Source organism: Myxococcus llanfairpwllgwyngyllgogerychwyrndrobwllllantysiliogogogochensis (genome assembly GCF_006636215.1).
Lineage (GTDB): Bacteria > Myxococcota > Myxococcia > Myxococcales > Myxococcaceae > Myxococcus > Myxococcus llanfairpwllgwyngyllgogerychwyrndrobwllllantysiliogogogochensis.
The window spans coordinates 17,893-31,335 of record NZ_VIFM01000125.1; the positions used below are offsets into that span (position 1 = coordinate 17,893).

Genomic DNA, 13,443 nt, shown 5'->3' on the forward strand with positions numbered 1-13,443 from the left:
AGGCCCGACATGCACCCAAGGATTCCCCTCCTCCTCGCTGTTGCCCTCTGCCTCAGCGCCTGCCCCAAGGGGCCCCCCGCCGACTCCCGGCAGCCTCCCACGGAGGAGCAGCGCCTGACGACGGATGTGCGCGCGCTGGCCTCGCGAGCGGAGACGTTGCTGGAGGCGCAGCACCGGCTCGTCTGGGTGTTCTGGACGGAGGGCCGCCACGTGGACGTCTCCGGGACGTACGCGGGGCAAGAGGACCTCTTCACGCTCGACAACATCCGCAAGATGGACCGGCTGCGGCAGCTCACGCAGGACCCGCGCGAGGTGCGCGCCCTCACCGCCTTGCACTCGCACTTCGCCGGCGAGTACCTGTCGCACGCGCTGGCCGAGTACAACGACGCGTCCGCCAACCTGGAGGCGTCACTCACCTTCACCGTCGACGGCAAGGAGCTGCGTTACCGGGATTTGGAGCGGCTCCTCGCCAACGAGCGGAGCGCGGCGCGGCGCAAGGCGCTGTACACGGCGGCGACGCCTCCGCTGGAGCGACTCAACCAGACGCTGCGCCGCAAGGAGGAGCGCGCCGAGGAGCTGGTGAAGGAGCTGGGCTTCCCCTCGTACGAGGCCTTCGGCAGCGAGCTGCGGCAGGCGGACCTGGGCAAGTTGAGCGTGCTGGCGGAGGAGATTCTCCAGGCCACGCAGGCACCGTACCGGTTGGTGATGGAGCGGCTCGCGCAGCGTGAGCTGGGAGTGCCCTTCAAGGACATCACCCGCGCGGACATCCCCCGGCTGTTCCGCTCGCGCGAGGTGGAGGACGCCTTCCCGAAAGGGGAGTCCCTGCTCAAGGCGCACGGCACATTGTCGGGGATGGGCCTGGACCTGGCCGAGCTGAAGAACGTTCAAATCGACGCGCGGGAGTTGCCGCGCAAGAACACCCGGCCGCTGGCGTTGGCGGTGCGCGTGCCGGACGATGTGCGGCTGTCCTTCAAGCCGGGCTCGGGCGTGTTGCATCAGGCGCGCGTGCTGCACGAGTTCGGGCACGCGTTGCATTCGGCCTTCACGAAGGAGACGCGCTTCGAGCTGGCGCGGCTGGGCAACCCCACGGTGGGCGAGGCGTACTCGTCGCTCTTCGAGGACCTGCTGGAGGACCCGGTGTGGCTGGAGGAGCACGCGGGCGTCAGTGGAGACCAGCGCTCGCAGTACCTGGCGGCCTCCAGCGCGCACAAGCTGTACCTCATCCGCCACGCCGCGGGCCGGCTCCTGTACCAGTTGGAGCTGCACCGGCGCGTGGAGGTGGACCCGAAGGAGCTGTACCGCCAGGTCATGTCGCGCACCGACGACATCCCGATGACGGACGAGGACACCGCGCGCTACCTGGTGGACCAGGAGGACTTCTTCCAGTCCGCGGACAGCTTCCGCGCGTGGTTCCTCGCGGGCCAGCTCCAGGCGCAGCTCAAGGCGCGCTTCGGTCCCGCGTGGTGGCACGCGCCGCAGTCGGGTGAGTTCCTCAAGGCGCTGTGGGCGAAGGGCAACGGGCTGTCCTCGCGCGAGGTGGCCGAGGCCATTGGCGAGAAGGGCATCGAACCCGACGTGCTGCTGTTGCGCCTGGGCACCACGCTCCAGGTGCCCATCCGGCTGAACCTGGAGGGCGTGGAGGACAGCATCCTCCCCGCGGCGCCCGGCCTGGAGGGCTTCACCCAGCCCGCGCCGCCTCCGGGGCTGGAGGAGTTCACCTCGCCGCAGGGGACGCAGCAGGGCCCCACGCTTCCGCCCAAGGCGGGCACCGGCGACGGCCGCTAGAAACACGAAGGGCCTCCGCCCACATGGGGACGGAGGCCCTGACGGTGTGCCGGGGAGGACTTCCTCCCGGGCGGACTACAGGAGCTTCATCAGCTCCGCGCGCTTGGCGTTGTACTCCTCGTCGGAGAGGACGCCGGCGTCCTTCAGCTCCTTGATTTCCTTCAGGCGCTGCGCGGGGCTGCGCGTGTCGGCGGGAGCCGCCTGCTGCGCGGGCTCCTGGGGGCGCTGCTGCTGGCCCTGCTGGTTCATGAACTGCTGGGCCATTCCGAAGCCCATGCCCATGCCCATGCCGCCCAGCGCGTTGCCGGAGCCGCTGCCGTCACCGCCCTTGGCCATGCCCTCGGCCGCGCCCAGCATCGCCTGGCCCTGCGCGTACTGCTGGAAGCCACCGGCCAGCCGGGAGTAGGCGACGTCCTTGGAGAGCTTCTTCAGCGTCCCCTCGTCCTCCTCCTTGATGCTGACGTGGAAGTTGCCCATCCGCACCACGGTGAGGCCGTAGCCGTCCACGTGGGGCTTCAGGCCGCTGATGACCTCGGTCTCGATTTCCTCGGTGTACGCACCGCTCGTCACGTCGAGCAGCGGCCAGCGCTTCTTCACCAGCAGCTCGGCGATGCGATCTCGCGTCACCTTGAGCACCTGGTTCTTGAACCAGCCCAGCAGCTCCTCGTTGCTGGAGCGGCCCATGCCCACCAGGCCCACCACGAGCTTCTCCGGGTCCGTCACGCGGATGGAGAAGTCGCCGTACACCATGGTGCCGATGCCCAGGCCCGTCTCCGGGTCCCGAACGTCGCCAATGGGCCCGCCGAACTTCACGCCCGCGAACTCGCGGACGGAGACGAAGAAGACCTCGGTGACGAAGAGGTTGCCACCCGTGAACTTCTCCACGAGCGCGGACAGGAACGGGATGTTGTTCGAGTCGAGCTGGTGACGGCCGGGCCCCAGCTTGCCCTCGACCTTGCCGTCCTTGACGAAGAGGGCGACCTCATCGGCGTCGACGGTCAGCTGGGTGAGCATCCGGATGTTGTTCTCCGGATACTTGTAGATGATCTCCCCCTTCGCCGTGTCCGCGCGAGCGATGAAGTTGCGCTTCGCCTCACCCTTGATGGTGTCGAAGATACCCATTGCTAGTCAGCGCCTCCGTGGCCGCCATGGCGGCCGGCAAATCCGCGCCCCCACCCGACCCTCTCTAAGAACATGGCGTCCGTGACGAAAGCGCGCCCGCTTTCCGCCCGGCAGCCCTCCCTGGAAGATGCCAGTTTCACTGGCGATTGCCTAGCCGCTCGCCCGCCAGGCGGCCCTGGGGTGGCCGCCGGTGAACGGGTGGGGGGCCTCCCGGGGAGACTTCAGCCCCAGCGGCTGACCAGGCGCTCGCGGTCCAGCAGGCGGATGCTGGCGAAGAGGAGCACCACGTCCAGGACCAGCACCACCGCGCCCTGGAGCGCATAGAAGCCCAGCCCGGCCTTCAGGACGCCGGCCACCTGCCCGCCCACCATGCCGACGAGCGGCAGGACGACCAGGGCCGAAATCTGCTGTGCCATGCGGGCCTCGCTCACCCGCGCGGAGATGAGCACCGCGACGCCGTTGCCGAAGAAGGCGAACAGCGGGGCAATCACCAGCACGCCGAAGGTCCACAGGGCGTTGGGCATCAGGGGCCCCTGCACCATCGGCCACGCGACGATGTCCACGCCCACGCAGAAGATGATGAAGGCCACCCAGGTAATCACCACCGCGGGCACCAGCGCCGCCAGGCTCTTGCCCGCCACCAGCTCCGCGGCCGTCACTGGTGAGGCGAGCAGCGGCTCCAGCGTGCGCCGCTCCTTCTCGCCCGCGACGCTCTGGGACGCGATGAGGATGGGGACGAAGACGGGCATGACGAGGAACAGCCCGAACCAGTCGGTGAGCGTCTTGTCGATGAGGAAGCGCGCCGCGCTCGCGCCCAAGGGCAGCGTGGGGTCATAGAACTGGGCCACGCTGCGCAAGTCGGCCCTGTTGGGCGTGTTGACGTACGTCCACACGACGACGATGGGCACCAGCACCATGACGGCCGGCAGCACCGCCATGGAGACGAGCAGCCCCACGTTCTTGCGCAGGTCCAGGAAGTCCTTCCAGAACACGGCCAGGGCTCGACGGGGACGGAATGCCATGGCTCAAGCGCCCTCTTCACGAAGCAGGTCCAGGTACACCTCTTCCAGGGGACGCTGCGCCGGCACCGCGCTGTGCACGCGCGCGCCCGCGCCCACCAGGCACGCCAGCACGTCCGGCGCGTGGGCCTCGTCCTCCAGCATGACGCGCAGCCGCATGCCCTCGGCCAGCACGTTGGGCGCGAAGGGCAGCGACGTCAGCGCGTTGCGGAAGCGCTCCGCCTCGCCGTCCACCCGCACGTCCAGCGACTGCCCCGAGCGCCGCAGCTCCCGCACCGGCCCCATCAGGAGCAGCCGCCGCTTCACCACCGCGACGCGCTCGCACAGCCGCTCCACCTCCGAGAGGTTGTGCGAGCAGAGGACAATCGTGCGTCCCTCCGATGCCAGCTCCGCGACAGCGTCGCGCACCGTGCGCGCGGACTCCGGATCCAGGCCGCTGGTGGGCTCGTCCAGGAAGATGACGCGAGGGTCATGCACGAGGGTGCGGACGATGGCGAGCTTCTGGCGCATGCCCTTGGAGAAGCCACCCACCGGCTCCTCCTCGCGGCCCCCCAGTCCGAAGCGCTCCAGGTAGTGCTGCGTGCGCGGCCACGCCTTGGACTCGTCCAGTTCGTGCAGCTTCATGAAGAAGCGCAGGTTCTCCCGGGCGGTGAGCCGCTCGTAGAGACCGGGCTGTTCGGTGAGCAGCCCCACCACCTTGCGCAGCCCCTCGCCGTCGCGGTCCGCGCGGTGGCCCCACACCACGGCCTCACCCTCGCTGGGGGTCAACAGACCGGTGAGCATGCGCACCGTCGTCGTCTTCCCGGCGCCGTTGGGCCCCAACAGGCCAAACACCTCACCGGGCCGCACGTGGAAGGTGAGCCCCTCCACGGCGACGCGTTCGCCGAAGCGCTTGCCCAGACCCCGGACGTCGATGCCGCTCAATCGATGGTCACCAGGACGAACTTGTTGTTGATGTCCTTGTCGACCGGGGTGACGACCTTGTCCGCGCCCACCGCGCTGCGCAGCGAGGAGAGCATCTTCTGCTCGGCGAGCACCCACTCGCGTCCGGGCCGCGCGACGAGCGAGCGCAGCTTCGCGTTGTAGTCACCGCTGCGGTACTGCTCCACGGTGTTGCTGGAGTAGAGCGTCTCGCCGCGCCAGTTCATCAGGTACGCGACGATGGGCTCGCCTTCCTGCCGCTGCGAGTAGTAGCGCCAGAAGAGGTCTCGCTGCGTCCAGTGATGGGACAGGTCCACCCAGTGGTTCCAGTTGAACCAGAGGGCGAAGCCGGCGGCCAGCACCCAGAAGGTGCCGAACAACATCACCCGCGCCCGCATCAGCGTCGCCACGACGGCCATGGCGCCCGCCACCGCGAAGACGAAGCCCAGCGCACCCTTGATGTTGACGGGCTCCGACAGCGAGCGCAGCAGCGAGTCCTCACCCGCGGGATTCTTGAAGCCGCGCACCGCCAGCACCACACCCGCCAGCGCCAGCACCGCGGCCAGGGCCTGGAGCGACGCGCGACCTTCCGTCTTCGGGCGCAGCGACTGCCACCCGAGGAAGCCGCCCACCACCGCCACCGCCACGCCCACCAGCCCCGTCGCGGACACCTTCGCGCCGGACGCCACCGCGGCCAGCGTGGCCGCGCCACCCAGGAGCATGAGCAGCGCCACCGCGCGCGAGCCCGGCGTCACCTTCTCACGCGTCTTGGGCGAGAACGCCTCGAACGACAGGTAGACGCCGAAGGCGAGCAGCACCAGCGTGACGAGGTCGCCCGTCCAGAGCGCGCGGGAGAAGAACGCGATGGGCTTGGTGACCAGGTCCTGCGGATAGGGCCGGTCGTAGTTGTAGACGAACAGGTCGGTGAAGTTCTTCGGGTTCTCCGCCAGGTCCTTGCCGACGAGGACGAAGAGGACCAGGCCGAAGATGAGGCTCACCGCGTGCGCGGAGATGCCCTCTTCCCAGAGCCGGTCGATGAAGAGCGCGATGAGGACCGCGAGGCCGGGCAGGACGGGGAAGACGTAGTGGTGGAACTTGGTGGCGCTGGAGGCCAGGAGCCAGAAGGAGAAGGCCACCCACACCACGGCGATGATGGCCAGGTGGTCCGCCTTCTTCTCCGAGCGCAGCTTCAGCTTCGCGATGATGGCGAAGGCGCCGGGCAGCAGGGCCACCCAGGGGAAGATGCCGAAGCCCCCCTGCTCGATGAAGTAGATGAACGTGCCACCCGGCGTGGTGGTGTGCACGCCCGCGGTGAGGCGGTTGAGGTGGTCGTGAACGAAGAAGCGGTACCAGAAGAGCTTGCCCTCGTCGTCCACGCTCTTGAAGAGGGACATCACCACGTACCAGGGCGCGGCCACCGCGAAGAAGACGAGGATGCCCGTGCCCAGGTGCATCTTGTGCATCTGCGCCCACAGCACCGGCATGGGCTGGCGGCCCTCTCGGACGTCCTTGCGGAAGCCTCCGTCCGTCAGCCAGCGCAGGTGCGCATCGAGGCTCGGCCCGTCCCAGGGCATGACGGCCAGCGCCGCGTAGAGCACGAGGATGACGGCGGGCAGACCCACGCCCAACAGGCCCTTGGCCAGCGTGGACAGGCCCGCGAAGAAATAGAAGCCGTACCACCAGGCGGCGCGGTGCTTCGTCGTGTCATCGAGCTGGCCGATGAGCGCGCACGCCATCGCGCAGACGAACGTGGTGACGAACGGCGTGTCCGTCACCGTCTGCCGGGTGAGCAGGAAGTACAGCGGCATGGTGGCCAGCACGAAGCCGGTGGCCAGGCCCGCGCGGCGGTTCACCACGCGCGACACGGCCAGGGACAGGAGCGTCACGGCGGTGATGCTCAGCGCCACGAAGGGCACGCGCATGCCCCACTCGGTGTACAGCCCGAGCTGGCCTCCCGAGCGCACCGTGCCCACCACCTGCATGCCCAGCGCCTGCATCCACATGGTCAGCGGCGGCTTGGAGAAGAACCAGGCGTTCTCCCAGAAGGGATACAGGTAGTCGCGGCGGACAATCATCATCCGCGCCACTTCGCCGTAGTGGGTCTCCCAGCAGTCCCACAAACCCACCGCGCCCAGGTAGGGGATGAAGAGCAGGCCCGCGAAGAGGGCCGTGGAAAACACCACCCGGGTGGTGGCGGAGAGCGCGAGCCACCGCTGCATCCACCGCGCCGAGAAGGTCTCCTTGCCGAGAATGGCCTCGGCGAAGGTCTGCTCTTGCTGCTGTTCCTGCTGTTCGCCGTCGCTCGCCACGGGTGAAGGGCTCCTTGAGTCGTTTCGGGCGGTTGCCTGCGCACCACGGGCAGGACGCGGCCTTATATCCCCGCCACCCTCGCCGGTCGACCTCCGCCGGAGGCACACCGTGAGGCAGCGTGCGCGCCATTGTGCAGGAGCCTGCACGAAGGTGGGAGGCCCACATGGAGGGAGCCCGCCGGGCGAGCGGGGGCACGGGCCTTGTATTGCCCGCCCCCGTCCAGATTTGGAGGCTCCATGCTCGTGTCCGCGGTGACGTTGGGTTGTGCCCTGCTCCTGGGGCAGGTGGAGGGTGGCCCGCCCGCTGAGGTTACCCCCGTTGAGGTCGCCCCCGCCGAGGTCGCGCCACCCATCATCCAGCCGCCCGCCGTGCCGCTGCCCTTCCAGGACTCGGAGCGGCCCGCGCTGTGCCTGGAGCTGCCGCCGACGCCGAACGTGCCCTCCGGCCAGTGGCGCGCGCAGTGCAGTCACGAGCAGCGTCGCTGTCTCATCACCCCGCGCCGCGAGCTGGATGTCGACGGCCAGGAGACGGAGCGCTTCCTGGAGCGGGTGCGTCCCTGCGTCCCCGAGGAGGCCGCGCCCGTCCCGAACGAGGAGCTGCGCACGTACCGGCTGGAGCCCTCCATCGCGGACGCGCCGCCGGGCTGGTATCGCGACGAGCGCGGTCGGGTGATGCAGTTCAACTTCGACCTGCACCGGCGCGTCTGGTTGGGCGGCGCCTGGAGCCCGCTGTGGCCCGGCGACGAGGCGCGCGAGGACCGCGTGCGCCTGGACTTCGGCATCGCGCTGGAGCTGGCCGCGCGCAAGCGGCTGCACCGGCTGCACTTCCTGGAGACGGAGCTGTCGCTCGGCGAGCCCTCCATCGACTTCTCGCTGCTGCGCTACGACTTCAGCGTCGAGCGCGATGAGCCGCTCTTCCGGATAACGACCTTCTTCGGTGAGCCGCGACGGTACGACGTCAGCATCAACCTGGGCGTGTGGCTGGAGACGCTGCGCGTGGAGGACCTGGAGCGCGGCGAGGCCCGGGGCGGGTTCCTCACCTGGGGCACCCTGCACGCCACCCTGGACCTGTGGCACTCGCGAGACCTGGTGTCCTACGTGCGCGTGCGCGCGGGTCCCTCCGCGGAGCGCGACTACGAGAACGGCATCAGCACGTTGGTGCCCGGCGCGGCGCTCGAAGGCAACCTGACGTTGGACCGGGATGGGTTCCACCACCTGCGCTTCGGCATGGAGGCGGAGAAGGTGCTCCTGTCGCGCGCCGTGGAGGGTCGTCCGCTCAGGCCCGAGCGGCTCAGGCTCTCCGCCGGTTACGAGCTCATCCTGCTGGCCATCAACGACCAGCCGCTGAGCCTGGTGGCGGACGCGCGCGGGGTGTGGCGCAACGACATCGCCTTCCTGCCGGAGCGCTGGGAGTGGTCCGCCTCGGCGGGCCTGCGCTTCTCGCTGTGGGCCCCCGCGCGCCGCTCCGCGCCCATCGCCGAAAAGGCCCGGGATTGAACGTGCTCGCGCTTGGACTCGCATTGCTCCTGGCCTCGGCGCCAGGCGCGGGCCCTCCGTCACCGGACCCGTGTCTCCCCACGGACTCGCGGGGCGAGCCGTTTCCCACCTGCTTCGACCCCGGGGATGGCTGGGTGGTGGGCACGGGCGCGACGGTGCGCGACGGCGTGGGGGCGCTGACGCTGCACTCGAGCGTGCGCATCCGCACCGGGCGCACCAGCCGCAGCAAGGGCACGCCCTGGTTCACCAACCACCGACTCCTGGGCGTGGACCTCTGGGATGGCGAGCGGCGAGGCTGGGGCTTCACCGCCTATGACGGACTGCTGCGCCGCCACCTGGAAGAAGGCTTCATCCTGATTCCCACCGCGCGCCCGGTGCGCATCCCCTTCCCGTTCGACGTGACGGTGGCGCTGCGCGCGGCGAACCTGGAGCGGCGCGAGTGGGAAGGTCCGGGGTGGACGCTGGAGACGGGGCGCATGGGGCTCCTTGTCGACCCGCTGCGCTCGGAGACCGGGCGCGCCTGGCTCGGCTTCGGCCCGGTGGCGAGCCACACGCTGCGCCGCGCGGGCGACACCACCGAGCACGCGCTGTCTCCCTTCACCTCGCTCATGTTCGACCTGGGCCTGGAGAGCGAAGATGGACTGTGGGCCCTGCGTGCTTCGGGGCTCGCGGGGTGGACCCTTGGCCTCGAAGGTGGAACGGACTTCCGCGCCCGCGCCGATGCCTCCCTGGAGCGCGTGTTCCTCGCCGTGGCGGACCAACCCGTGGCGCTGCGGCTCTCTGGCGGCTACGTCGTGGGTGACGCGGGCCTCTCGCGACGTGACGAGTGGACGCTCGGCGCGGGCCTCGTGGTGCGAGCCTTCAGCGCGCGGTGGTGAGTCCGCCGTGCCCGAAGCCCAGGGATTCCTGATATCGAGGCACCGTCAGCCGGAGCCTTCCAGGGCGTCGCTCGGGAGCCCCGGCTCTCGCCGGTGGCGAGGAGGGAGGTCCCGTCATGGAGAGAAAGCTCGTCTCGATTCAGCGCATCGACCACCTGGAGGCCATCCCTGGAGCCGACAACATCCTGAAGGCACGGGTGATGGGCTGGGACGTGGTGGTGAGGAAGGGCGAGTTCGCCCCCGGTGACGCGTGCGTCTTCTTCGAAATCGACAGCCAGCTTCCGGAGGGCGCGCCCTGGGCGGAGTTCCTCAGGGCCCGGAGCTTTCGCGTGAAGACCGCGCGACTGCGGGGCGTGCTGTCCCAGGGGCTCGCGCTGCCCACGTCCATCCTGGAGGGCACGGTGCCCCCCGAGGGCACGGACGTGCGCGACAGCCTGGGGGTCGTGAAGTACGAGCCGGCACCGCCCGAGGGCAGCGACGTGGCCGGGCCCTTCCCAGGCGAGGTGCCGAGGACGGATGAAATCCGCCTGCAGTCGGCGCTCGGCGTCCTGGACGAGCTTCGAGGCCACGACTTCTTCGTGACGACGAAGCTGGATGGGACCTCCGCGACGTTCTTCAAGTCGCTCGACGGCCCGCTGGTGGCGTGCTCCCGGAACTGGTCTCTGCGACCCGGAACGAACCGGGCGTGGACCGTGGCGAAGCGGTACTCGCTGGACACCGCGTTGCCTCCGGGCTTCGCCATCCAGGGGGAGCTGTGTGGCCCCGGCATCCAGAAGAACCGCCTGGGACTCGCCGAGGTGGACCTGTTCGTCTTCAGCGTTCACGACACCCGGACGGGACAGTTCCTGGGCCATGCGGACTTCGTCTCGTTCTGCGCGCGGCACGGGCTGCGCACGGTGCCGGTGGAGCACGTCGTCACGGGCGAGGCCGCGCGGACGTTCGACCAGGGACTGGAGCACTACCTGCGGCTCGCCCAGGGCCTCTACCCGGGCACGAAGAACCGCAAGGAGGGCATCGTCATCCGCCCGCTCGTCGAGCGGCACTCGCCCACGCTGGGCGGCAGGCTGTCGTTCAAGGTCATCAACAACGACTTCCTGCTCAAGGACGAGGACTGAGGCCGGGCAGAGCCCACGGCTTCCCGAAGGAGGCCTCGGAGCCAACGCGTCAGCGCGGCGTTGGCTCCGAGGTCTCTCGGGGAATCGAGGACGGAGACGCTTCCAGCACCGTCCTCAGCGCGGCTTCGGCGGCCCGAAGACGCGCATCCTGTGGGTCCACGCGTCGCGCCTCTTCCAGTCGCTCCAACGCCCGGGGAAGCGCGCCCCGGGCCAGCTCGCACCGTACGCCCGCCTCCAGCGCCCCCGTGTCCGAGGGGCCATAGACCTGGGCCTCGTCCGCCGCATGACACCCCTCCTCCACGCGACCGGCATCGAGCAGCGCGCGTGCGAACTCCACCCGAGCGCCCACGTGCGAGGGTGACAAACGCACCGCCTCCGCGAGCGGAGTGACGGCCTCCCGCGACAACCCCAGCCGCCGCAACACCGCGCCCAGCTCCCGCTGAGGTCCCGGTGCTCCGGGCGACAACAGCGCCCGCCCTCGCGCCTCGCGCAGCACCGAGGGTTCGTCGAAGCGCAGCTCCGCCACCATCCGGCCCACGACCTCCTGATACGCGGGCCACCGCGCGGGCCAGGTGAAGACGAGGCGGTAGACCCACTCTCCCCGAGGCACGAAGAAGGCGAGCAGGTGGCGCCCTCCATCGGGCCCTTCGAGCTCCGCGCGCAGCCGCTGCGCGACACGTCCTCCCACCAGCGTCCGCGACGGCCCTTGCACCGACAACGTCCGCCCCTCGGGTCCGGGCGCTCCCAAGGGCAGCGTCTCGTCGTGGAAGTGCCGGGCCTGCGCCAGACCATCCACGGGCTCGCCCGCCTCGATGGCCTCCGCGGAGAACGTGGCGCGCCCCAGTCCGGGCAATCCATTGGAGAAGGTCCTCCGTCCCTGCCCGTCCACCTCGCCCCGCCAGCCTTCGGGCATCGCCACCGCGACGCCGAACCCGTCGTCCCGCTCCACGCGCCAGCCCGAGCGCTCCATCACCACCCCGCCCGCCACGAACAGCGCCGCGAGCACCCCTGCCAGCGGCCTCGCCAGACTCGTCCGAGAGGCCCGCTCGGAATCGCGTGGATCCAGGAACGCTCCCGCCAGCAACCCGGCCACCAGTCCACCCAGGTGCCCCGCGTTGTCCACGCCCACGGAGGTCCAACCCATCCAGAGGAACACGAGCACCGTGGGAAGCGCGCTTTCCCCGGATAGCCACCGCACGCGGAAGCCCGGGCGCGAGCGGTGACGCCGGCCCAGCACCAGCAGCGCGCCCATGCATCCATAGACGAGCCCGGAGGCACCCACGCTCACCGCGCCCGACCAGGCGAGCGAACTCGCCATCGTGGTCAGTCCGGTGGCGATGAGCAGCGCGACATAGTCACGACGGCGACAGGCTCTTTCGAGCGCCGTCCCCGCCGCCACCAGCACGGTGACATTGAGCGCCAGGTGCAGCGCATCCCGGTGCAGCAGGTTGGCCGACAAGAGCCGCCAGACCTGCCCCGCCTCGAGCACCAGCGGCCCTGCCTTCGCGCCCCAACGCACCAGCGCGTCCACGTCGACAGGACCCAGGGCAACGAGGACCCCGTGGACAGCCACCAGGAGCCCCGCGAGGGCCAGGGTGACCCAGGGAATCGGACGAGCGCTCCCTTGGCCGGCCGATTGACCGATGGACAACAGACCCGGCTGCCCCGCCTCCTGGGGAGAAAGCCCTGTCATTTGAGGGGGATGCATGACTTGTGCGTTGAAAGGCCGTTCTGCTATGACTGTACGCGGATCGGACCCGTGCTGAAGCTCATCATCGAAGACGACGAGGGGCGCAAGACCGTTGTTCCCTTCGTGCGCGACGAGATCACCATCGGACGTCAGGAGGGAAACACCATCCGCCTGACCGAACGTAACGTGTCTCGTCGTCACGCACGACTGGTGCGGTTGAACGGCCATGTCGTGGTGGAGGATCTGGGTAGCTATAATGGCACCCGGATCAACGGAGAGCGCATCGCTGGTCAGTCGCCCCTCAGTGAGGGCGATCTGATCCAGATTGGCGACTACGACCTGGCACTCCAGGCCGAGGGCGCCGCGAATGCCGTTGGCCCCATCACCACCAAGGTACCCACACGCCGGCAGGAAGCCGAGCCCGAGGAGCCTGACCGCTCGGAGAGTGAGGAGGATGCACCTGGAGACGGCGACGAGCACGACCACACGCCCCCATCCCAAGCCTCCGCGGACAAGCGGCGGAACTCGACCTCCATCATCCGGTTGGATCATGTCGAGGCCGACCGGCCCCGGAAGTTGGAGGACATCGATACAAAGGATGCGCCCCGGCTGGTGGTGCTGACCCCGGACGAGCTGCGGGGCCAGGAGTTCGCGTGCATCCGGACCGAGCTGCGCATCGGTCGCACGGACGACAACGACATCACGTTGGACCATCGTTCGCTGTCACGCACCCACGCCAAGCTGGTGCGCGAGGCGACGGGTGAGTGGCGCGTCATCGACATGCAGTCGGCGAACGGGATGACCGTCAACGGCGAGAGCTACGCCCAGGCCACCCTGAACAGCGGCGACATCGTCGAGCTGGGTCACGTGAAGCTGCGCTTCATGGGCGCGGGGGATGCCGGCGACGGCGAGGACGCTCCCGCCAGCGAAGGCGGCATGTCGAAGATGCCGCTGGTGGCCGGGCTCATCGCCCTGCTCCTGGGCGGTGGTGGCGTCGCGTTCTGGATGTCCAAGCAGGGCCAGGGCACGGGCAATCAGCCCATCCAGGACCCGGTGGTCGCTCAGCCGACCCAGCCCGTGGAGCCTCCGCCCGCCCCTCCCGTGAAG

10 protein-coding genes are annotated in these 13,443 nt (G+C 69.6%); 5 read left to right on the forward strand and 5 right to left on the reverse strand.

The genetic code is table 11. The features are described from left to right. The first annotated feature begins 9 nt into the window (after positions 1–9). A complete protein-coding gene (locus FJV41_RS27295) occupies positions 10–1,785 on the forward strand; it encodes a chromosome segregation protein SMC (protein WP_141645498.1) in 1,776 nt (591 codons plus the stop codon). Between the two features lie 75 nt (positions 1,786–1,860). On the opposite strand, the gene FJV41_RS27300 is transcribed toward FJV41_RS27295, so the two are convergent. From FJV41_RS27300 to FJV41_RS27315, 4 genes are all read right to left on the reverse strand, one after another. Then, positions 1,861–2,907 (reverse strand): SPFH domain-containing protein, encoded by a 1,047-nt coding sequence (locus FJV41_RS27300; RefSeq protein WP_141645499.1) that lies wholly within the window; start codon positions 2,905–2,907, stop codon positions 1,861–1,863. Positions 2,908–3,128: 221 nt separating this feature from the next. Next, positions 3,129–3,929 (reverse strand): ABC transporter permease subunit, encoded by an 801-nt coding sequence (locus FJV41_RS27305; protein WP_141645500.1) that lies wholly within the window; start codon positions 3,927–3,929, stop codon positions 3,129–3,131. Between the two features lie 3 nt (positions 3,930–3,932). Then, entirely contained in the window at positions 3,933–4,850 is a 918-nt protein-coding gene (locus FJV41_RS27310; RefSeq protein ID WP_141645501.1) for an ABC transporter ATP-binding protein, read from the reverse strand. Beyond that, complete coding sequence (locus FJV41_RS27315) at positions 4,847–7,156, reverse strand: ArnT family glycosyltransferase (protein WP_141645502.1); 2,310 nt, start codon at positions 7,154–7,156, stop codon at positions 4,847–4,849. The genes FJV41_RS27310 and FJV41_RS27315 overlap by 4 nt, the downstream gene beginning before the upstream one ends. 237 nt (positions 7,157–7,393) lie before the next feature. Here FJV41_RS27315 and FJV41_RS27320 point away from each other — a divergent pair, with 237 nt between their 5' ends. The 3 genes from FJV41_RS27320 (at position 7,394) to FJV41_RS27330 (ending at position 10,646) form a co-directional block, all read left to right on the forward strand. Beyond that, the gene (locus tag FJV41_RS27320; protein ID WP_141645503.1) at positions 7,394–8,653 is read left to right on the forward strand and encodes a hypothetical protein; all 1,260 of its coding nucleotides are present in this window, start codon (positions 7,394–7,396) and stop codon (positions 8,651–8,653) included. Positions 8,654–8,655: 2 nt separating this feature from the next. After that, positions 8,656–9,531 (forward strand): hypothetical protein, encoded by an 876-nt coding sequence (locus FJV41_RS27325; protein ID WP_141645504.1) that lies wholly within the window; start codon positions 8,656–8,658, stop codon positions 9,529–9,531. A gap of 116 nt (positions 9,532–9,647) precedes the next feature. Continuing rightward, complete coding sequence (locus tag FJV41_RS27330) at positions 9,648–10,646, forward strand: RNA ligase (ATP) (protein WP_141645505.1); 999 nt, start codon at positions 9,648–9,650, stop codon at positions 10,644–10,646. A gap of 49 nt (positions 10,647–10,695) precedes the next feature. Here the strand turns inward: FJV41_RS27330 and FJV41_RS27335 are convergent, their stop codons facing one another. Beyond that, complete coding sequence (locus FJV41_RS27335; protein ID WP_438616753.1) at positions 10,696–12,219, reverse strand: rhomboid family intramembrane serine protease; 1,524 nt, start codon at positions 12,217–12,219, stop codon at positions 10,696–10,698. Positions 12,220–12,405: 186 nt separating this feature from the next. Between FJV41_RS27335 and FJV41_RS27340 the strand changes: the two genes are divergently transcribed. Next, positions 12,406–13,443, forward strand: a 1,038-nt coding sequence (locus tag FJV41_RS27340; RefSeq protein WP_141645507.1) for an FHA domain-containing protein, incomplete at its 3' end; no start/stop codon positions are given.